Source organism: Streptomyces albus subsp. chlorinus, assembly GCF_013302895.1.
Classification (GTDB): domain Bacteria; phylum Actinomycetota; class Actinomycetes; order Streptomycetales; family Streptomycetaceae; genus Streptomyces; species Streptomyces chlorinus.
In genome coordinates this window covers 2,764,491-2,784,231 of record NZ_VJOK01000001.1, presented here as the reverse complement: position 1 = coordinate 2,784,231, position 19,741 = coordinate 2,764,491, and the positions used below count along the sequence as shown (strand labels likewise).

Sequence of the window (19,741 nt, the reverse complement as noted above, 5' to 3'; positions counted from 1 at the left end):
GCTGGCGGCGAGGGCAGCGACGGCCGACCCGTACGGCGAGGACCTGCACCTGGCGCTCTACGTGCTCTACGAGCTGCACTACCGGGGCTTCGCTCACGTGCCCGAGGAGAGAGAGTGGGACCCCGGCCTGCTGCGGGTGCGCCGCGCACTGGAGGACCGGTTCCTGGCGGCGCTCCGCAGGGACGTACCGGGGGGTCGGACCGTGGCGGAGGTCTTCGGCGAACTGCTGGCCGAACCCGTCGAGCCCGCCGCCGGGGAGGGCGGGGTCGCCCACCACCTCCAGCACCACGGGGAGCGCTGGCAGCTGCGCGAGTACGCGGCCCTGCGCTCCCTCTACCACCTGAAGGAGGCCGACCCGCACGCCTGGGTGATCCCCCGGCTGACGGGCCGCGCGAAGGCCGCCATGGTGGCCGTCGAGTACGACGAGTTCGGTGCCGGACGGGCCGAGGACGTGCACGCCCGGCTCTTCGCCGGCCTGATGCGCGACCTGGACCTGGAGACCGCCTACGGCCGCTATCTGGACGCCGCCCCGGCACCGGCCCTCGCCGTGGTCAACCTGATGTCGCTGTTCGGGCTGCACCGGTCGCTGCGCGGCGCCCTGGTGGGCCACTTCGCCTGCGTGGAGGTCACCTCCTCGCCCGGCTCCCGCCGCCTGGCCGCCGCGATGCGCCGGCTGGAGGCCGGGGCGGCGGCGGAGCGCTTCTACGACGAGCACGTGGAGGCCGACGCGGTGCACGAGCAGGTGGTGCGCCGGGAGGTGGTCGGCGGTCTGCTGGAGAGCGAGCCCGCGCTGGAGGCGCAGATCGCGTTCGGTGCCGACGCGACGGTCCACCTGGAGGACCGGCTCGGCGCGGAGCTGCTGGCGGCGTGGCGGGCCGGCGCCTCGGCGCTGCGTACCCCGCTCCAGCCCGCGCCCGCCCCCGAGACCGCCGCCTCGGCCGCCGAGAGCCCGGATGCGGACCCGGCGGGCGCATAGGAGGATTGCCGTATGGAGGACATAGCGGGCGTTCAGACGGTGAAGAGCGCCGGTGAGGTCGCCGAGGCCCGCCAGGCGCTGCTCTCCCGGCGGACCCACCTGATGGAACCGGCCGTCGTCTCGCGGTGCGTGGGGGCCGGCGAGGAGGACTGGCGGCGCTTCGCCTCCCACTGGGAGGACCTGGAGCCGGACGGCTACGCGGCCCGGCAGGGTACGCGCAGACTGCGCCGCTACGGTCACTTCACGCTGCACCGCACCGGCTCCCTGCGGCCGATGCCGCACCTGGCGTTCGTGCAGCCCGAGGAGACCAATCCGCTGCACGTCGGTGAGGACCGCCACTTCGCGCCGCTGACCGACGCCTTCGTGGCCGACCCGCTCTTCAAGGCGCTGACCAGGATGCTCGGCCGGATCGCCACCTGTCTGCACGACGCCGACGAGTGGAGCGTGAAGGTGCACCCCTTCCGCGTCGTCGCCTCGGCCGACAGCGACGGGCAGCCCACCCCCGAGGGCCGCCACCGCGACGGCGTCACCCTGGTGACCTCGTTGATGCTCGGCCGGGACAACGCGGTGGGCGGCCGGAGCACGGTCTGGGAGCCGGACGGTTCCGGGGCGGGGGACACACCCGTCCTGGCCACCACGCTGCACGAGCGGGGCACCCTCCTGCTCGGCGACGACCGCGCCACGCTCCACGAGGTGGAGCCGATCCGCCCCGCCGACGCCACCCGGCCGGCCCGCCGGGACGTCCTGGTGACCACGCTGACCGCACACCGCGGCGCGGAGCGTGACGCCCAAGTGGGCTAGGGCCCCGGGTGGCGGCTTGCGGTTAGGGTGGGGAGCGTGGCAGTCGTCGATGTATCCGAAGAGCTGAAGGCCCTCTCCTCCACCATGGAGTCGATCGAGGCCGTCCTTGACCTGGACAAGATGCGGTCCGACATCGCCGCGCTTGAGGAGCAGGCGGCGGCCCCGGACCTGTGGGACGACGTGGATCGCGCGCAGCAGGTGACCAGCCGGCTGTCCTACCTGCAGGGGCAGCTGCGCAAGGTCGAGGAGCTGCGCGGGCGGATCGACGACGTCGGCGTGCTCTTCGAACTGGCGGAGAGCGAGAGCGACGCGGACGCCCGCGCGGAGGCGGAGAACGAGCTGGCCTCCGTCCGCAAGACGGTGGACGAGCTGGAGGTCCGCACGCTGCTGTCGGGCGAGTACGACCCGCGCGAGGCGGTCGTCAGCGTCCGGGCCGAGGCCGGCGGTGTGGACGCGGCCGACTTCGCCGAGCAGCTGATGCGCATGTACCTGCGCTGGGCCGAGCGGCGCGGCTACCCCACCGAGGTGTTCGACATCTCCTACGCGGAGGAGGCGGGCATCAAGTCCGCGACCTTCACCGTGAAGGCCCCCTACGCCTACGGCACGCTCTCGGTCGAGCAGGGCACGCACCGGATGGTGCGCATCTCCCCGTTCGACAACCAGGGCCGCCGCCAGACCTCGTTCGCCGGGGTCGAGGTGCTGCCCGTCGTCGAGCAGGTCGACCACATCGACATCCCCGAGAACGAGCTGCGGATCGACGTCTTCCGCTCCTCGGGCCCGGGCGGCCAGTCGGTCAACACCACGGACTCCGCGGTCCGGATGACGCACCTGCCCACCGGCATCGTCGTCTCCTGCCAGAACGAGAAGTCGCAGATCCAGAACCGCGCCGCCGCCATGCGCGTCATGCAGGCCAGGCTGCTGGCGCACCGCCGTCAGGAGGAGCAGGCCAAGATGGACGCCCTCAAGGGCGACGGCGGCAACTCCTGGGGCAGCCAGATGCGTTCGTACGTGCTGCACCCGTACCAGATGGTCAAGGACCTGCGCACCGAGCACGAGGTCGGCAACCCCCAGGGCGTTCTCGACGGTGACATCGACGGCTTCCTGGAGGCCGGTATCCGCTGGCGCAAGCAGCAGGAGCAGGCCGAGGGCTGACGCCTCGTCACCCGGTTCACCCGGTCTTCGCTTGACGTGCGTGTGAGGGCTGGTAAATGCTGTTCGCTCGGCATGCCTGTGTCAGGGGCGCACGTACGGGGCGGAGAGTGCGCCCCGGTCAGCAAACGGCGGCAGCCCGGGGTGGGGACAACAGTTCGCCTCGATGGACGCCCGGTGTGCGAGGTCGCGCTCCGCGCGCAGCTGCCCCATGGACGAGTACAGCTACTGGGGGTAGTTGGAACATGAGCAAATCGAAGACGCGGCTCAGGGTCGCGCGGATAGCCGCGGCGGCGGTGTTCGCGGCCGGCGCCTCGCTGACCGCCGCGGGCGCCGCCCAGGCCGCCGGTGTGGGTGACGGCCCCGGTGGTTCGGGCGGCGGTGACAACGGCGGCATCATCGGCGGTGTCATCGGCGGCCTCATCGGCGGCGGCGACTCCGGCGGTGACTCCGGTGGCGACGGCGGTATCGGCGGCGGCGACGACGGCGGTATCGGTGGCACGGTCACCGGTGGCGACGACGGCGGTCCGGGCAACAACGGCGGCAACAACGGCGGGCCCGGCAACAACGGTGGCCACAACGGCGGTCCGGGCAACAACGGCGGTAACAACGGCGGCCCCGGCAACAACGGTGGCCACAACGGCGGTCCCGGTAACAACGGCGGCAACAACGGCGGCCCCGGTGACAACGGCGGCTCCGGCAACAACGGTGGCAATGGGAACGGCGGCAACGGCGGCAACGGTGGCGGCGGCGAGGAGCCGGCGACCATCGGCGGTTCCGGCGGTGGCGACGACGACACCTGCGAGCTGAACGGCGACAACGTCAACTGCCAGGGCGGCGGGGCCAACCCCGACAGCGCGGGCAGCCAGCCGGTGCAGGACAGCAAGCCGGCCCAGCCGGCCGGTGACAAGAAGGAGCTGGCCGAGACCGGTTCGTCCGAGACCACCTTCCTGCTGGTGGGCGCCGCGACGATGATCGCCGGTGGTATCGGCTTCCGGCTGATGCCGCGCCTGGCCACGCGCCGTACGGCGGCGTAAGAGCAGGGTCACGGCCGCGCGCCGGGTCCCGGTGGTCCTCGGACCGCCGGGCCCGGCGCGTCGTGCTGTCCGGTGTGCTGTCTGTCGTGCTGGCCCGTGCCGACCCGTGCGGTCCGGGTTACGCCGTCGCTACGCGCTGTGCCACCAGCGCCACCGCTATCAGCGTCGCCAGCAGGGCGATCAGCGCGGTGGGGGACAGGTGCGCGAGCGGGGCCTCCCGGTGCAGGCGCTCCCGGTGGGCGCGGCACACGGAGCAGCGGCCCTCACTCACGGGCCCCGCGCAGTTGGCACACACCAGTCGGTCGCATGTCATGCGAACTCCTCCTCAGTCGCGCCAACGCCACCCGTGAGTGATTCGTTCCCCATGGGTGCTCTCCTCCACTCTGCCAGGTGAGGGGGGCTTCCGCAGAAACCGGCAGGTGGAGCGCGCGCACAGCGCGGGCAGCGGCAGCGTGCGCCGGTGACGTGCGCGCCGGTGCAGCGTGCGCGGCACGCCACGCTTCGCGTATGGTCGCCCACACCGCACCCCCGGCTGACGCCGGAGGTGCCCCAGGGGGCCGCACCGCGGCTTCCGTTGCCCCTACCCAGGTCGACGTGGTGTATCCGTGATCCGATTCGACAGCGTCTCCAAGTCCTATCCCAAGCAGAACCGCCCGGCGCTCCGCGACGTCTCGCTGGAGATCGAGCGCGGCGAGTTCGTCTTCCTGGTGGGCTCCTCCGGTTCCGGCAAGTCCACCTTCCTGCGGCTGATCCTGCGCGAGGAGCGCGCCAGCTCCGGTCAGGTGCACGTGCTCGGCAAGGACCTGGCCCGGTTGTCGAACTGGAAGGTGCCGCACATGCGGCGGCAGCTCGGCACCGTCTTCCAGGACTTCCGGCTGCTGACCAACAAGACCGTCGCCGAGAACGTGGCGTTCGCGCTGGAGGTCATCGGCAAGTCGCGGGGCCAGATCCGCAAGACGGTGCCCGAGGTCCTCGACCTCGTCGGGCTGGGCGGCAAGGAGAACCGGATGCCCGGCGAGCTGTCGGGCGGTGAGCAGCAGCGCGTGGCCATCGCGCGGGCCTTCGCCAACCGGCCCATGCTGCTGATCGCCGACGAGCCGACCGGCAACCTGGACCCGCAGACTTCCGTCGGCATCATGAAGTTGCTCGACCGCATCAACCGCACGGGCACCACGGTCGTGATGGCCACCCACGACCAGCAGATCGTCGACCAGATGCGCAAGCGCGTGGTCGAACTGGAAATGGGCCGCCTGGTGCGTGACCAGTCGCGCGGCGTCTACGGATACCAGCACTGAGGAAAGGACGCCATGCGCGCCCAGTTCGTCCTGTCGGAGATCAGCGTCGGTCTCCGTCGCAATCTCACGATGACCTTCGCGGTGATCGTCTCCGTCGCCCTGTCGCTCGCGCTCGCCGGCGGCTCGCTGCTCGCGCGCGAGCAGGTGAGCACCATGAAGGGCTTCTGGTACGACAAGGTGCAGGTGTCGATCTACCTGTGCAACAAGAACGACGCCTCCTCGGACCCCAACTGCGACAAGGGCGCGGTCACCGCCCAGCAGAAGAGCGAGATCAAGCGCGACCTGGAGAAGCTCGACGTCGTCGAGAAGATCTACCACGAGTCCGCCGACGAGGCGTACAAGCACTACAAGGAGGACTTCAAGGACTCGCCGCTGGCCGACTCGCTGACGCCGGACCAGATGCAGGAGTCCTACCGGGTCAAGCTCAAGGACCCGACCAAGTACCAGGTCCTCCAGACCGCGTTCTCCGGCAGGCAGGGCGTGCAGGAGGTGCAGGACCAGCGCAGTCTGCTGGAGAACCTCTTCAACCTGCTGAACGGCATGAACATCGCGGCGCTGTGCGTGATGGCGCTGATGCTGGTCGTCGCGCTGCTGCTGATCGTCAACACCGTGCGGGTCTCGGCGTTCAGCAGGCGGCGGGAGACCGGGATCATGCGGCTGGTGGGTGCCTCCAGCTTCTACATCCAGATGCCGTTCATCCTGGAGGCCGCCATCGCGGGCCTGATCGGCGCCGGGTTGGCCTGTGTGCTGCTGGTCCTCGGCAAGTACTTCCTGATCAACAACTGGCTCCAGCAGAAGATCGTCCTGATCAACTTCATCGGCTGGGACGCGGTGATCAAGGTGCTGCCGTTCATCGTCGCCGTGGGGGTGCTGATGCCCGCGGCAGCAGCGTTCATCACGTTGCGCAAGTACCTGAAGGTGTGACGCAGGACGCGGGGTGCCGTCGGTCCAACCGACCGTACGGCGCCCCGCGCTGCCCTACACTCCGGACCATGCCAGGCTCGTGGTTCCCCGACACGCGCCCGCGCCGGTCGCGGCGCGGGGCCCTGACATTGGTCTTCGCAGGCGTACTGGCGACCGGCGCCGCCACCGGGGCCTTCGGCGACGAGCTGACCGCGTTCGGTTCCGCCGCCCCCGACGCCTCCGCCCACCGGCCGCAGGACGCCGCTCTCGGCACCGGCCGCGGCGATGACGCCAAGGGCGCCCGGCCCGACCCGCGCGGGGCCCGCGGCCGGGGGGCCGGCGGCGCCGACGCCGACCTGGTCGTCAGCCGCAGCGGCGACCGCTGGTCCACGGCGTACACGGCCCGCGAGTACGAGGGGCTGCGCCAAGCGCTGGACGGCAGCTATGTGGGCGTCGGCCTCTCCGTGCGGCAGGGCCCGGCCCACGGCGGCGGGCACCAGGGTGCGCGGGGCGGGCGCGGTGCGGCCATCGAGGTGGACCGGGTGCAGCCCGGCAGCCCCGCAGCGCGGGCCGGACTCCGCTCCGGTGACCGGCTGCGCTCGGTCGCCGGCCGGAGGGTGACCGGCAGACCGGTGACCGCCGTCGTCGCCCTGCTGCGCGGCTCCGACCCCCGCTCCCCGGCCGGCGCCGCCGAACCCGGCACCCGCGTCACGCTGCGCCTCACCCGCGGCGGGACGGAGCTGACCCGCACCCTGCGCCGTGAGCGGCTGTCCACCGAGTCCGTGGCCGTCGACCGGCTGGGGGACGACGTCACCCGCATCAAGGTCGGCTCCTTCACCCGGGGTTCGGGCGAACGGGTGCGCGAGGCGGTCCGCGAGGAGGTGCCAGCGGGGGCGGGCGTGCTGCTCGATCTGCGGGGCAACTCCGGCGGCCTGGTCGGCGAGGCGGTCACCGCCGCCTCCGCCTTCCTCGACGGCGGCCTCGTCGCCACCTACGACGACCACGGCACCCAGCGCGCCCTCTACGCCGACGACGACCGTCCCGGCGGCCTCGACGTGGGGCGGCACCCCGTCGTCGTCCTCGTCGACGGCGGCACCATGAGCGCCGCCGAACTGCTGACCGGCGCCCTCCAGGACCGGGGGCGCGCCGTCGTCGTCGGGTCCCGCACCTTCGGCAAGGGCTCGGTGCAGCTGCCGCAGCCCCAGTCGGACGGTTCCGTCGCCGAACTGACGGTCGGTCACTACACGACTCCGGCCGGTCGCGACGTGGAGGGGCACGGCATCGCCCCCGACCTCCCGGTGAGGGGCGCCCGCGCCTCCGTGGAGCGGGCCCGCACAGTATTGAGTGGCCTGGAGGCCCGGTCGTAGTGGGAGAATGACGGGGCTATGGCGAAGATGAAGACGACACGGGCCAAGGCGAAGGCCAAGGACGACCGGGACGCCCCGAAGCTGGTCGCGCAGAACAAGAAGGCGCGGCACGACTACCAGGTGCTCGACACCTACGAGTGCGGTATCGCGCTGACGGGGACCGAGGTCAAGTCGCTGCGTCAGGGCCGCGCCTCCCTCGTCGACGGCTTCGCCCAGATCGACGGCGGCGAGGTCTGGCTGCACAACGTGCACATCCCCGAGTACGCGCAGGGCACGTGGACCAACCACGCCGCCCGCCGCAAGCGGAAGCTGCTGCTGCACCGCTCGGAGATCGACAAGCTGACCGGCAAGCTCCAGGAGACGGGCCTCACCCTCGTCCCGCTGCGGCTGTACTTCCTCCGTGGCCGGGCGAAGGTGGAGATCGCGCTCGCCCGGGGCAAGAAGGACTACGACAAGCGGCAGACGCTCCGCGAGAAGCAGGACCGGCGCGAGGCGGAGCGCGCCGTCTCCGCGGTCCGCCGCCGCCAGCGCCTGGCGGGCTGAGGCCGCGCCTCCCGCCCCGCCGGGGGAACGGGAACCCGTCCGGGGAACAGGAACCCGCCCGGGGAACAGGAAGGCGCCGTAAAGCGTTGGCACAGGTGCGACCGGGTCACGTATCATGGTCGGCAGACGCCGCCCGCGAGGGTGAGCAGCTTGTCAATTCAACACGGGGATGATCGGTTTCGACAGCGAACGTCGAAGCAGGGGAAGCGAGCCGAGGAACGCGGCAATGATCTCGTAAACCATGTGCCGCAAAAAAATAATCGCCAACACCAAGCGCGATTCCTTCGCCCTCGCTGCCTGAGCAGCGACCTGCGAAGTGTCAGCCCGGGGTAGTTCCCGCCCCGGTTCCTGGCATCAGCTAAGGGAACTCACCGCGTAGGTCCGGTCACGGGACCTACCGGGACATCACACAGTGACTGGGCCCGTCGGAGACTTGTCCGCGTGATCTCCGGGGCCGAGAAAATCGCAGCGGACTGCGCTCGGAGAAGCCCTGTTTCCACTTCGTTGGACGCGGGTTCGATTCCCGCCATCTCCACGGAAGAGCCTCTCCCTCAGGTGGGAGGCACCGAAGGCGGGGCCGCCACGCACACAGCGTGACGGCCCCGCCTTCGTCGTTCCGTCACCCCGCGTCTCCGTGCTGTGGACCGCGCGCTCCCTTGTTCGAGGCCCGCGCGCCGGGGGAGGAGACACGGGGGAGCCCCAGGAGCGGGGAGCGCGGAGGAGTGCGGCCCGAGGGCCGGAGGGGAGCGTCGTATGGTCCCGGACGAGGCGGCAGGCCGCGGCCGTCCGCGTGGTGTCCCGGAGCCGGAGCCCCTGGGGCCGGACTCGCTGACATGGAAGTACTTCGGGGACTGGCGCGGAGTGCTGCTGGCTCCCTGGGCGGGGGCCATGCAGAACATGCATCCGAAGCTGGGCGCGGGGGTGGCCGAGCACTCGCGGTTCTTCGAGGAGCGCTGGCAGCGGCTCTTCCGTTCGCTCTACCCGATCGGCGGCGTGGTCTACGACGGCCCGCGCGCGGCCCGGACGGCGCGGCAGGTGCGCGGCTACCACGCCACGGTCCGGGGCACCGACCGGCACGGCCGCCCGTACCATGCGCTGGAGCCGGACACGTTCTACTGGGCGCACGCCACGTTCTTCATGCTCACCTCCCTGGTCGCCGACCGGCTCGGCCCGGGGCTGTCCGAGGCGCAGCGGCGGCAGCTGTTCGAGGAGCATGTGCGGTGGTGGCGGCTGTACGGCATGAGCATGCGTCCCGTACCGGCGAGTTGGGAGGACTTCCAGGCGTACTGGGAGCACATGGCCGCCGAGGTGCTGGAGGACAACCGGCCCACCCGGGACGTGCTCGATCTGACGCTGCTGGCCAGGCCGCCGGCGCCGCGGTGGCTGCCGGACGCGGGCTGGCGGCTGGTGCGGGGGCCGGTGGCGCGGGCGTCGGTGTGGTTCACGGTCGGCTTCTTCCCGCCCGCCGTACGGCGCCGCCTGGGCTACGCGTGGACGGCACGGGACGAGCGCAGGCTGCGCCGTCTGGGGCGGCTGGTGCATCTGGGCTGGAAGCTGGTCCCTCCCGCGCGGCGCTACCACCCCAGGGCGCGAGCGGGCTGGGAGCGGGCGCGGGGGCGCAGGCCCCAGGACGCGCCCTCGGTGGAGACGCCGGCCCGCAATCTGCCGCCCGAGCGGGAGCGGAACAGCCCGCGGCACTATGTGCCCCCTTCGGCGTTGTGAGCGGGCGCCCGGTTCGCTTACCGTCCAGCGGTGCCTTGTCATCCCTCCCCGCGGCTGCTGCGGGCTTTCGTCGCCGTCGCCGAGGAGCTGCACTTCACACGGGCGGCCGGGCGGCTGTACGTGGCGCAGCAGGCGCTCAGCCGGGATGTGCGGGCGCTGGAGCGGGAGGTGGGGGCGGCGCTGTTCGTGCGCAGCACCCGTCGGGTGGCGCTGACGGAGGAGGGCGAGCGGCTGCTGCCCCACGCACGGCGGGTGCTGGCCGCGTACGAGGAGCTGGCCACCGCTCTCGACGGGGCCGGTGCCGCGGAGGTGCGGCCGCTGGTCGTCGATGTGGCGGCGCCCGTCTCGACGGGGCAGCGGGTGCTGGAGGCGGCGCGCGAGGCGGCGCCGGACATCGAGTTCGTGGCCCGCTACTACAGCGGTCTGACGGCCGCCGCCGCCGATCTCCTCGGGCCCGCGCCGCCCGCCGACGGCGTGCCGGGCGGCGCGGGCGTCCCCGTCGGCGGCCTGGACGTCTCCTTCGGCCGGGTGGCCGGGCTGCCCCCGCACCTGCTGGCCGGGCTGGAGCACCGGCTGGTGCGCTACGAGCGGGTGGCGGTCCTGCTGCCCGAGGAGCACCGGCTGGCGGGGCTCACCGAGGTGCCGCCCGCCGCGCTGGCGGGGGAGACGCTGTACGCGGGCGCGGGGAATCCCGGCACCGCCGAGTGGACCTCGTACGCGCGTACCCTCTTCGCCCGGTACGGGATCGAACTGGCGGCGTCCTTCCCGAAGATCGAGGGGGAGCGCGAGTTCGCCCGGGTGGTGCGGGGGCGGGGCTGGTCGGTGCTGGCGACCGTGGAGTTCATCGGCGTGCCGGGCATGGTGCTGCGCCCGCTGGGAGCACCCGTGCCGCTGTCGCCCGTCTCGGTGGTGTGGCGCCGGGGGCTGCGCCATCCGGGCCTCGCCGCGCTGGGTGAGGCGGCCTGCCGGCTGGGGGCCGCCGAGGGCTGGCGGGAGCGGCCTCGGGGAGCCTGGCTCCCGGAGGAGGACGAGACGCTGATGGTCGGTTGAGGCCGCCCGCCGGATCCTCGGCCGTCAGACGTTGGTGCCCGCGTCCAGGGTGAAGGCCGCGCCCGTGATGCCGCCCGCGTCGGGGCCCGCCAGGTGGGCCACCATGGCGGCGATGTCCTCGGGCGCGTTGAAGCGGCCCAGGGCGCTCGCGGCGCGGTGCGCGTCGGCGTGTGCGCCGTCGGCGGGGTTCATCTCGGTGTCGGTGGGGCCGGGCTGGACGAGGTTGGCGGTGATGCCGAGGTCGCCCAGGTCGCGGGCGAGGCCCTTGGTGAGGCCGAGGAGCGCGGACTTGGAGGCGGAGTAGAGGGTGACGCCGGGGCGCCCGGGGCGTTCGGCGAGGTTGCTGCCGATGGTGACGACCCGTCCGCCGGCCGACATGTGCCCGGCGGCGGCCTGGGCGGCGAGCAGGACGGCGCGGACGTGGACGGCCAGGGTGCGGTCGATCTCCTCCACCGCGAGGTCGGCCAGCGGGCCGTGGGGGAAGACCCCCGCGTTGTTGACGAGGATGTCGAGGCGGCCGAACTCGCGGGCCGCGCGGTGCACGGCCTCGGCCGGTTCGGTGGCCGAGGCGCTGTCCGCGCGCAGCGTCAGGGCGCGGCGCCCGGTGGCGCGGATGTCCTCGGCGACCTCCTTGGCCCGGCCCTCCGCGCTGACGTAGGTCAGCGCCACGTCGGCGCCGTCGGCGGCGAGCCGCCGCGCGATGGCGGCGCCGATGCCCCGGCTGCCGCCCGTGACCAGTGCCGCCTTGCCGTCCAGGGGGAGGTGGCGGGAGGGGCGGGCTGTCGTGGCCGCTGTCGCTGTCATGGCTGTCCTTCCAGGGTGGTTCATGGCTGTCGTGGCTGTCGGCGGGCGCCACGCCGATTTCTGTAGCGACCGCTTAATAATTAAGGCAGCGAGTATCCTCGGTCGTCAAGGGCTTTCAGTAACGGACGCTACAGAAAGGTGGGCCGGTGATGGCGGGACGCGGACGGCCGCGCACCTTCGACCGGGACGCCGCACTGGAAGCGGCGATGCGCGTCTTCTGGGAGCGGGGCTACGAGGCGACGTCGCTGGCCGAACTGACCGAGGCCATGGGCATCAGACCGCCCAGCCTCTACGCCGCGTTCGGCTCCAAGGAGCAACTCTTCCGCGAGGCAGTCGAGTTGTACGAGCGCACCGAGGGCAGCGCCACCTCCCAGGCCCTCGACGAGGCCGCCACCGCGCGCGAGGGCGTCCACGAGGCGCTGCGCCGCAACGCCTGCCGCTACACCGAACCCGGCAAGCCCTCCGGCTGCATGGTCGTGCTGGCCGGCACCAACTGCACCCCGGAGAACGAGCCCGTCCGCGAACTGCTGGCCAAGGACCGCCGCACCACCGAGGAGTACCTCCGCGCGCGGGCCGACCGGGGCGTGGCCGAGGGAGATGTGCCGCCCGGCACCGACACCGCCACCCTCGCCGCGTACTACGCCACCGTCCTGTTCGGCCTCTCCCTCCGCGCCCGGGACGGCGCCCCCCGCACCGACCTCCTCGCCGTCGCGGACGCGGCCATGACCGCCTGGGACGGCCTGACGGCGACACCTGGGACGGCCTGACGGCGACACCTGGGACGGCCTGACGGCGACACCTGGGACGGCCTGACGGCGACGGAACCGTGAGGCCGTCCGCCGTCCGCCGTCCGCGGTACCGCTGCACGCGGGGTACCGCGGGGGACTTGGGCGCGCCCCCCGCGTGCGCCGCCTGCGCTCTCGCGGGGCGGGGCGTCGTCGAGGCACCAACCGCACCCGGAGAACGAGCCCCGCCTCGCCCGGCCGCCTCTCCGACGGCCGGGCCGTCCGCCCGCCTCTCCGTCCGCCGGGCCGTCTGCCCGTCTTTCCGTCCGCCGGGCCGTCCGCCCGCCTCTCCGTCCGCCGGGCCGTCTGCCCGGCCGGCCAGTCGTCTGCCCGGTTATCCCCTCGCCGGGTGCGCGCGGGCCGTGGCACGATGCGTGCATGACCGCAACGCTCCTCTGCCGAAGGGCCGATGCCGCGTAGGCGTCCCGGTGCCCTGCGCGCCCTTCCGCGTCCCGTGCCCCGTCGCGCCTGGCGGCTGCCGCCGCCGAGCCGGCAGCCGGGGCTGTCCCTGCGGGCGACGCTCGCTCTCCACGAGGTGGAGCAGCGCCACGACAGCGGCCCCTCCTCCGCTTCTGGCGGACGCTAGCTGCACCCCTGCCCCGGTTGTCGCGCGCGGAGTCGTCCCGCTCAGGCGTGGCGGGAAGCCCGCGCGGCGGGACCACGGATGGGTGATCCAGAAGAAGGGCCCTACGCGCGGTGTGCGGCGTACGCCGTGAACGCCGCCCAGGCGGTGGGGGAGAGCGCGAGGGTGGGGCCGGTGGGGTTCTTGGAGTCCCGGACGTGGATGGCGTGGGGGCAGGATGAGACTTCGAGGCAGGCGCCGCCCTCGCTGCCGCTGTGGCTGGACTTGTACCAGCTGTAGGCGACTTCGAGGCAGTTGCCGCCTTCCTCGCCGCTGTGGCTGGATTTTTGCCAGTTGTAGGCGACTTCGAGGCAGGCGCCGCCCTGTTCGCTGCTGTGGCTGGACTTGAACCACGCCAGGCTTGCGGGCCTGGGGCTGTTTGCTGCGCTGACCATGACTCTCCTCACAGGCGGTCGGGCGGGTCCCGCATCTCTTCGGGTACAGGGCCTGCGTTCACGGCATCACGTACGCGCGCGCCAGACGGACGCTCCTTCTGGCTTACTGAGTGTTCCAGAATGAGGAACGAGTTGTCCCACTGCGACCAGCCGGCCATCTCCCCTTTCCGTGGTACGGCGTCCGCCACGAGGAGTCGAGATGGAGTTGCGACTAGGCCAAAAAGGTTCATCCTGGAAAAAAGGGGGTGGTCGGGAGACAGGAGTGTGTCATGCCATCGGACGTCTATCGGATAGCCAGCGGTGCGCTCTTCATGGCGAGTGGCGAGGACACGTGGTGGCGCTGGCAGTGGCCCAACGACCAGAGCGCCGGATTCTGGGTGCGCATGTCTGTCAGCCAGAACCCGCTGAGCGACCGGACCGCAACCCTGTACTACCTGGGAGAGGCTGCCACTTGGGATAACGGCCAGGGCATTCCGCAAGCGCGCTGGGTCCATCTGAGTGCGGTCAACGCCTCCAGCTTCAATATGAGCATGATCACCGTGACCTAGCCAGGACTAGCCTAGGAGTGGTCTCTATGCGTGTGTATGCGGCGTTCGACGCGAGTGGGCGCATCACGGCTCTTTCCGAGATCGTCGAGGACGGCGAACGCGTGACGTGCAAGCCGCTCCCTCCGGGTGTCGGCCCCGGGGACGAGCGGCGTGAGGGAGCAGGCGGAGCGGGAGTGGTCGAACTGGAAGTCCCCGAAGGGTTCGAGAAGAGGCCGTTCAAGGAACTGGCGGAGGCATTCCGGGTGGACACCGGATCCGGTGAGGCACGGTTCACGGCTAACTGATCGTTCCAGAACGCCGCCCGGAATCGTCGGACGCAGATGATGCCGCAGGCGAGTTCGAGCAGGCTTTGGTGAACTGGTGGGCGCGGCCAGGCGAACGCGCGCTCGACCACCCAACGCACCGTGCCCAGCCTGGAGCCGTCGGCGACGCCGCGTCGGGCGATCAGCGGTGTGATGTCGCGCTTTCGCAGCAGGCGGCGGTACTTGTCTCCCCTGAGCGCCCGGACGTACGAGCCGTCCACGGCGCAGTCGTCCACAGGTCCAGCAGGCCGGCCCGGCGCAGCTCGGGTCACTCCGCATCCCAGTGGCCAGGAGCGTTTACGGGATGTCCCCGGCGGCGTCCGCTGCTTGAGCTTCGTCTGCACCGTTCGAGACGTCCTTGTTGCCGTGGGCGCCTGACCCAACGCAGGGACCCCTCCACGTCAGGAGGGGTCCCTTGGTCCCTGGGCACCTGGGTACCTGCGTCGCGAGACGGCCTCGTCCGCTACGCGCGGTGTGCGGCGTACGCCGTGAACGCCGCCCAGGCGGTGGGGGAGAGCGCGAGGGTGGGGCCGGTGGGGTTCTTGGAGTCCCGCACGTGGACGGCGTGCGGGCAGGAGGAGACTTCGAGGCAGGCCCCGCCCTCGTCGCCGCTGTAGCTGGACTTGTGCCAGGTGTACGCGACTTCGAGGCAGGCGCCGCCTTCTTCGCTGCTGTAGCTGGATTTAAACCACGCCAGGTCGCCGTTGCCGGGGGCGGGCTGTGTGTTGTTCATGCCTCTCCTAGCAGTCGATCCAGCAGGCTTCGCGACTCCTCCGAGTTGAGAGCCTGAGTCCGCAGCATTGCATACTTTCGCGCGAGGATGCTGACCTCATTGGCTTCAGAGACAAGCATGCTCCCGCGCTGCGTCTCCACGTACGCCAGGTGTTCGTGGTCCGGGGTTTCCAGCAGGATGAAAGGGCCGGAAAGCGCGGCGTGCGTCTCCCGTCCGAGCGGCATGATCTGGAGGGACAGCCCCGGCAGTTCGGCATCCCGCCGCAGGCGCCGCAACTGCTCCCGCCGTACGGCGTCGCCGCCGAGGCGATCCAGCAGGACGGCCTCGGAGATGACGAAGCTCGCCGAAGGCGGGCACTTCCGCTGGAGGATGTCCTGCCGGTCCAGTCGCGCCGCGACCTGGATGTCCAGATCGTCCGCGTCCAGCGGTGGTTCCTTGCTGCGGAAGACCGCTCGGGCGTAGTCCTCGGTCTGCAACAGTCCGGGCAGCACCTGGTTCTCGAACCAGTCGATCGAAACGGCCTCTTTCTCCCTGTCGATGAACTCCTCCGCCCACAGCGGATACTTGTCGTACTCCGGGAGGTTGGCGACGGCGACGGCCAGGGAGCCCTTGGTGTCGAGGACTTCGTCCAGTTGCTCGGCGAGGTCGCTCTTGAGGGGGCGGCGGCCCTGTTCGATGGAGGCGATGGTCTCCTCGTCGAGGCACAGGGTCGTGGCGAGGCTCTGCTGGGTGTAGCCCGCCGCACGGCGGTAGTTGGCCAGCAGTTGGCCGACCATCTTCAGTGCGGACGCGTTCTTGTGGCGCTTCTTCGGAGGCATAACCATGTCTCTCCCCCAACCGTCCCGTGGACGACCGGTATTGAGGCCGTACAACTTTTTCGTACGGCCCGTACCAGTGTTGAGGCTAGCCGCGGGGCGTCACGGTTTTCCTATGAACCGTGAGACTCATCTTCCCCATTTCCGTGAGCACTTCTACCGCAGGGAGCGGCGTTCCGTCCCGCGTTCTCGCGCATTTGTGCGGGACGCGCTCGCGGCGTGGGGAGTGCCGGGGCGGCGTGGTGACGACGTGGTGCTGTGCGTCAGCGAGATGGCGACGAACGCGCTGCTGCACGGGGTGCCGCCGGGGCGCGGCTTCCGCGTCATGCTGTGGCTGGAGCACGACGGTGTGCTGCGGGTGGAGGTGCACGACAGCGGGGACGGCGCCCCGCGTGTGCGGCCGGCGGACGAGAACGCCGAATCGGGCCGGGGCCTGCTCCTCGTCGAGGCGTTGGCGGACAAGTGGGGGGTGGGGCCGCGGAATCCCGGGAAGGTGGTGTGGGCGGAATTCTCGGGCTGTTGTGCGACCGGTGTGCGGTGAATTCGGAGTCGCCGCGTTGTTATCGCGGTTGTGTGAGAGGGGGAGGGAATGCCGGCCTGCCTCGCCAGGGGGCCTGCCTCGCCGCGGGCCCGCCTCGCCGGAGGCCGGCGGACCTCGCGTCGGCCCTCAGGGAGGCGGGCCCGGCATTCGCGCTTCCTTGCGGATCGCTGCCGTGCGGTCGCGTCCGGGCGGGTGTTCAGCGTTTGTCGACGGCTATTTCGCCGTTGAGGACCACCACGCCGAGGTCCCGGAGGTTGCCGATGTCCGCGGTGGGGTCGGCGTTCAGCACGAGCAGGTCGGCGCGTTTGCCGGGCGCGACCGTGCCGAGGTCGGGCCGGACGCACTGCCGCGCGGCGCCGCTGGTGGCCGCGGTCAGCACCTGGGTGGGGGTCATCCCGGCGCCGGCCATGAGTTCGGCCTCTTCGAGGGTGTTGGCTCCGAAGAGGCCCCGCCCGCTGAAGGTGTCGCTGCCCAGCGCGATGCGCACGCCGGCCCCGGCGACCTTCTTCAGGTTGCCACGGGCGTCCGGATGGGCGTCGATCCAGAGTGTGGGGGTGTAGGTGGTGCCGTGTTCGAGCATCAGGTCGATGAGCGCGTGGTCGGTGAGGGGCTCGACGGTCACCCCGTGCTCCAGCCCGTCAGCCCCCGCCTCGATCGCCTCGCGGGCCGCGGCCTGCTGGGTGGTGTGGACGGTGACCCGAAGGCCCCTCTCGTGCCCGGTCTCGATTCCCGCCCGGAGCAGCTCGCGGGGAAGTCGCTCCAGTTCGACGCCGTCGGGGAAGGCGGGGTTCCGCCACAGGTACGCCGGTCCGCCGGAGTGCGCGCACGCGCCTTCGGACAGGAGTTTTATCGCGTCCACCTTGCGGTCGGCCAGGTGGTGCACCAGGTCCCGCATCTCCCGCACGCCGCCGACCTCCGCGGCGAAACGCTCACGTGCCCAGGGGTTGCCGCTGAAGACGGTGGCGGCGGGATGCCCGTCGCGCCCGGTGATACCGCACCCGGTCGCCAGCAGCCGCGGGCCCCGCAGCGCGCCCGCCGCGAGCGCGTCCCGCGTCTTGAGGATGCCGTCCGTGGGATCGCCCACCGACTTGATGGTGGTGATCCCGTGGTCGAGGAACAGCCCCAGCCTTCCGGGAAGCTCCTCCTCCTCGAAGGCCCGCATCGACTGCGGGTCGCGGACCGCGTGCACGTCGTAGAAGTGGATGTGCGTGTCGATCAGACCCGGCACCACCCATCCCCCGGCCGCGTCCACCACCTGCCTGCCGCGGAGCGGCTCGGCCGAGACGGACACGATCTGCCCGCCGTCGACGGCGACGTCGTGCGGGCCGGCCAGCGCCCGGCGGCCGTCGAAGACGTGCGCACGGCTGATGACGAGGTCGAACGTCGCAGAGGCGCGGGCCTCGCCGCTCGCGACCGCTTCGGAATCCTGGGGCATCGCTCTCACTCCTGTTACGTCCCTGCTCCTGATATGTGCCGCGTGCGTGCTGCGTACGTGCCGCGTACGTCCCGCGCGGGTGTCCGGGCCGTGGTGCTCGCGGTGTGCGCGAACTGCCACCCACGTGGTTACAGTTAGGTCGTGCGTAACCATGGCGCACGACCTGCGTCATGACGCTGACGCGGGCCCGCGCGCGTCACCGTACGGCCGGTGGCTCCCTTGGCCGGTGGTCTCCTCGGTCAGCGGTCTCCCGGCGCGTTGCCGGCGGCGAGAATCCGCTGCAGCAGTGCGGCGATCGTCGTCCTGCCGAGCCGCTCCTCCAGGGCTCGCTCCGCACTCTGGAACTCGACGTCGAGCAGGTCGCCGATGGTGCGCCCGACCTCGCACGCCGTGCTGGGCGGATGGGTGTGCCGCGAGAAGATCTGCCCCTTCTCGACGGCGGCGTACGCGTCGTAGAGCGTGATGTCCCGGGCGGCGCGGGCAAGGGACCAGCCGCCGCCCCGGCCCTCGGTGGAGCACACCAGGCCGGCGTCCCGCAGGCGGCCGAGGATGCGCCGCACGAGGACCGGATTGCTCTCTAGGCTGTCCGCGATCTTCGCGGACGTCAACGAGCCCCCGCGCCGGTGCGCCAGCATCGCGAGCGCGTGGATCGCGACCGCGCTCCTGCTGCTGAGCCCTGCCATCTCCCGCTCCGCCTCGCTCTCCCCGCCGTCACCGATAAACTGCAACCAGCCTAGTTTCAGTTATGTTGGCGGTCAACCGACCCGACGGGCACGCCGTCGTCCGGGGCCGGGGAAGCGGGCGACGGGCGACGGGGGGCGGGCGCCACGGGAAGCGCGCCGACCGGCGCGCCGAGGTGCCCCCTGGCCCCGGCCCGCGCCACCGGCGGGCACCTCCGTAGAATCACCGCCCGATCTTCGAACGGCTACGGCGACAGGGGGACAACTCGGTGGCGCGGTACGGGGGTTACGGGTCTGCGGGGCACGCGGGGTCCGGGGCCCGGGGGGCGCGGGGGTCGTCCAGGCCACACGGGAACCAGGGGTACCAAGGGCACCCGGGAGGCCAGGGGAACCCGGGGCACCGGGGGAACCAGGCGCACCGGGGGAATCCGGGGCCGGAGGGGGCCCGGGGCGGGGGGCGGCGGCGCGGACTGCTGCGGCCCACGGTGGCGGCGTGGCGGGCCTTCCACCCGCCGTGGATCCCCGAGCCCGTAGACCCCCTGGTCGAACGGCTCAAACAGCTCCGCGTGGCGGCCGGACTGGTGACGGCGCTCGGCGTCTACACCGTCGTGGCGGGTGGCTTCTCCCTCGACGAGGCCCTGGAGAATCTGGTGACCGCCTCCCTCGTGCTGCTCGTCATGACACCGCTGAGCGTGTGCGTACTGCTGCTGGTGTGGCGGCGCCAGGCCTCCGTACGGCAGTTGCGGCGCCCGCTGTGGCGGTGCCTCGTCCTGCTGCTCCGGTTCGTCGGCTGCGTGCTGCTGGCCTACGGCCTCGTCAGCGTGTCCGGCTCCGCCGGGATGCTCGTCCTGGTGCTCGGCCCGGTGACGCTGTGGACGGTCGCCTTCCTGTGCTGTGCGGCCGTACGACTGAACGCCAACTTCTTCGGCACCGCCGCCGTGCACCGCGGACTGCCCCCGCTGCTCGCCTCCGTCACGGCCTGGCTCACCGCCGTTCCCGACCTGGTCACCGGCGATCTGCACGGCCTCGGGCTCACCATGGGCATCGTCTTCGTCCTCGGCGCGCCCGTGACCGTCAGCGCCCTCGGCCTGCTGGAAACCCGCCGCCTGCGCCGCCACCACGGCATCCGACTGCGTACCCACCCGGGAGTGCCCGGCGGGTGAACGCGGGCGCGGGGGGCGTCAGTACGTGCGCGCGGCCCACACCGTAGGCCGCGTCGCGCCGGGCCGGACAGGGGC

Annotated in this window: 22 protein-coding genes and 1 other RNA gene; 16 read left to right on the top strand and 7 right to left on the bottom strand. The window is 71.9% G+C overall.

What is annotated here, in order from left to right:
- Position 1 precedes the first annotated feature (1 nt).
- The 4 genes from FM076_RS12550 (at position 2) to FM076_RS12535 (ending at position 3,963) form a co-directional block, all read left to right on the top strand.
- Positions 2 to 976, top strand: a complete 975-nt coding sequence (locus tag FM076_RS12550; RefSeq protein ID WP_243274449.1) for an iron-containing redox enzyme family protein — start codon at positions 2 to 4, stop codon at positions 974 to 976.
- A gap of 12 nt (positions 977 to 988) precedes the next feature.
- A complete protein-coding gene (locus FM076_RS12545; RefSeq protein ID WP_173870341.1) occupies positions 989 to 1,777 on the top strand; it encodes a 2OG-Fe dioxygenase family protein in 789 nt (262 codons plus the stop codon).
- 36 nt (positions 1,778 to 1,813) lie between these two features.
- The gene (prfB, locus tag FM076_RS12540) at positions 1,814 to 2,929 is read left to right on the top strand and encodes a peptide chain release factor 2 (RefSeq protein ID WP_173870339.1); all 1,116 of its coding nucleotides are present in this window, start codon (positions 1,814 to 1,816) and stop codon (positions 2,927 to 2,929) included.
- Between the two features lie 242 nt (positions 2,930 to 3,171).
- The gene (locus FM076_RS12535; protein ID WP_173870336.1) at positions 3,172 to 3,963 is read left to right on the top strand and encodes an LPXTG cell wall anchor domain-containing protein; all 792 of its coding nucleotides are present in this window, start codon (positions 3,172 to 3,174) and stop codon (positions 3,961 to 3,963) included.
- A gap of 118 nt (positions 3,964 to 4,081) precedes the next feature.
- On the opposite strand, the gene FM076_RS12530 is transcribed toward FM076_RS12535, so the two are convergent.
- Positions 4,082 to 4,276 carry a hypothetical protein gene (locus FM076_RS12530; RefSeq protein ID WP_173870335.1) on the bottom strand — a complete coding sequence of 65 codons (195 nt, stop codon included), beginning with the start codon at positions 4,274 to 4,276 and terminating at the stop codon, positions 4,082 to 4,084.
- Between the two features lie 292 nt (positions 4,277 to 4,568).
- Here FM076_RS12530 and ftsE point away from each other — a divergent pair, with 292 nt between their 5' ends.
- The 7 genes from ftsE to FM076_RS12495 all read left to right on the top strand — a co-directional run bounded on the left by ftsE (position 4,569) and on the right by FM076_RS12495 (position 10,843).
- Positions 4,569 to 5,258, top strand: coding sequence for a cell division ATP-binding protein FtsE (ftsE, locus tag FM076_RS12525; RefSeq protein WP_173870332.1), 690 nt, complete (start codon positions 4,569 to 4,571; stop codon positions 5,256 to 5,258).
- A 12-nt stretch (positions 5,259 to 5,270) separates the two neighbouring features.
- Complete coding sequence (gene ftsX / locus FM076_RS12520; RefSeq protein WP_173870330.1) at positions 5,271 to 6,182, top strand: permease-like cell division protein FtsX; 912 nt, start codon at positions 5,271 to 5,273, stop codon at positions 6,180 to 6,182.
- Between the two features lie 68 nt (positions 6,183 to 6,250).
- Positions 6,251 to 7,528: a S41 family peptidase gene (locus FM076_RS12515; RefSeq protein WP_173870328.1), complete on the top strand. Its 1,278-nt coding sequence runs from the start codon at positions 6,251 to 6,253 to the stop codon at positions 7,526 to 7,528.
- An 18-nt stretch (positions 7,529 to 7,546) separates the two neighbouring features.
- Positions 7,547 to 8,071: an SsrA-binding protein SmpB gene (smpB, locus tag FM076_RS12510; protein WP_173870326.1), complete on the top strand. Its 525-nt coding sequence runs from the start codon at positions 7,547 to 7,549 to the stop codon at positions 8,069 to 8,071.
- A 165-nt stretch (positions 8,072 to 8,236) separates the two neighbouring features.
- Positions 8,237 to 8,609: a transfer-messenger RNA gene (gene ssrA / locus FM076_RS12505) on the top strand.
- Between the two features lie 215 nt (positions 8,610 to 8,824).
- Positions 8,825 to 9,793 (top strand): oxygenase MpaB family protein, encoded by a 969-nt coding sequence (locus FM076_RS12500; protein WP_173870324.1) that lies wholly within the window; start codon positions 8,825 to 8,827, stop codon positions 9,791 to 9,793.
- Positions 9,794 to 9,823: 30 nt separating this feature from the next.
- Entirely contained in the window at positions 9,824 to 10,843 is a 1,020-nt protein-coding gene (locus FM076_RS12495; protein WP_173870322.1) for a LysR family transcriptional regulator, read from the top strand.
- A 24-nt stretch (positions 10,844 to 10,867) separates the two neighbouring features.
- Here FM076_RS12495 and FM076_RS12490 read toward each other — a convergent pair whose 3' ends face one another.
- A complete protein-coding gene (locus FM076_RS12490; protein ID WP_173870320.1) occupies positions 10,868 to 11,647 on the bottom strand; it encodes an SDR family NAD(P)-dependent oxidoreductase in 780 nt (259 codons plus the stop codon).
- A 149-nt stretch (positions 11,648 to 11,796) separates the two neighbouring features.
- Between FM076_RS12490 and FM076_RS12485 the strand changes: the two genes are divergently transcribed.
- Complete coding sequence (locus tag FM076_RS12485; protein ID WP_173870318.1) at positions 11,797 to 12,414, top strand: TetR/AcrR family transcriptional regulator; 618 nt, start codon at positions 11,797 to 11,799, stop codon at positions 12,412 to 12,414.
- Between the two features lie 705 nt (positions 12,415 to 13,119).
- Here FM076_RS12485 and FM076_RS12480 read toward each other — a convergent pair.
- Positions 13,120 to 13,449 carry a DUF397 domain-containing protein gene (locus FM076_RS12480; RefSeq protein WP_173870316.1) on the bottom strand — a complete coding sequence of 110 codons (330 nt, stop codon included), beginning with the start codon at positions 13,447 to 13,449 and terminating at the stop codon, positions 13,120 to 13,122.
- 269 nt (positions 13,450 to 13,718) lie between these two features.
- Between FM076_RS12480 and FM076_RS12475 the strand changes: the two genes are divergently transcribed.
- Positions 13,719 to 13,997, top strand: coding sequence for a hypothetical protein (locus tag FM076_RS12475; protein WP_173870314.1), 279 nt, complete (start codon positions 13,719 to 13,721; stop codon positions 13,995 to 13,997).
- 26 nt (positions 13,998 to 14,023) lie between these two features.
- Complete coding sequence (locus FM076_RS12470; protein ID WP_173867892.1) at positions 14,024 to 14,281, top strand: hypothetical protein; 258 nt, start codon at positions 14,024 to 14,026, stop codon at positions 14,279 to 14,281.
- Between the two features lie 481 nt (positions 14,282 to 14,762).
- On the opposite strand, the gene FM076_RS12460 is transcribed toward FM076_RS12470, so the two are convergent.
- Together FM076_RS12460 and FM076_RS12455 are read right to left on the bottom strand one after the other, a co-directional pair.
- A complete protein-coding gene (locus FM076_RS12460; RefSeq protein WP_173870312.1) occupies positions 14,763 to 15,032 on the bottom strand; it encodes a DUF397 domain-containing protein in 270 nt (89 codons plus the stop codon).
- On the bottom strand, positions 15,029 to 15,850 hold the full coding sequence (locus FM076_RS12455; RefSeq protein WP_173870310.1) for a helix-turn-helix domain-containing protein: 822 nt from the start codon (positions 15,848 to 15,850) through the stop codon (positions 15,029 to 15,031). Before FM076_RS12455 ends, FM076_RS12460 begins: the two co-directional genes overlap by 4 nt.
- A 112-nt stretch (positions 15,851 to 15,962) precedes the next feature.
- Here FM076_RS12455 and FM076_RS12450 point away from each other — a divergent pair, with 112 nt between their 5' ends.
- A complete protein-coding gene (locus tag FM076_RS12450) occupies positions 15,963 to 16,388 on the top strand; it encodes an ATP-binding protein (RefSeq protein ID WP_173870308.1) in 426 nt (141 codons plus the stop codon).
- 196 nt (positions 16,389 to 16,584) lie between these two features.
- Here FM076_RS12450 and FM076_RS12445 read toward each other — a convergent pair whose 3' ends face one another.
- Both FM076_RS12445 and FM076_RS12440 read right to left on the bottom strand, forming a co-directional pair.
- A complete protein-coding gene (locus tag FM076_RS12445; protein ID WP_173870307.1) occupies positions 16,585 to 17,823 on the bottom strand; it encodes an amidohydrolase family protein in 1,239 nt (412 codons plus the stop codon).
- Positions 17,824 to 18,062: 239 nt separating this feature from the next.
- The gene (locus tag FM076_RS12440) at positions 18,063 to 18,506 is read right to left on the bottom strand and encodes an Rrf2 family transcriptional regulator (RefSeq protein ID WP_173874698.1); all 444 of its coding nucleotides are present in this window, start codon (positions 18,504 to 18,506) and stop codon (positions 18,063 to 18,065) included.
- Positions 18,507 to 18,988: 482 nt separating this feature from the next.
- Between FM076_RS12440 and FM076_RS12435 the strand changes: the two genes are divergently transcribed.
- Entirely contained in the window at positions 18,989 to 19,666 is a 678-nt protein-coding gene (locus FM076_RS12435; RefSeq protein WP_173870305.1) for a hypothetical protein, read from the top strand.
- Positions 19,667 to 19,741 lie beyond the last annotated feature (75 nt).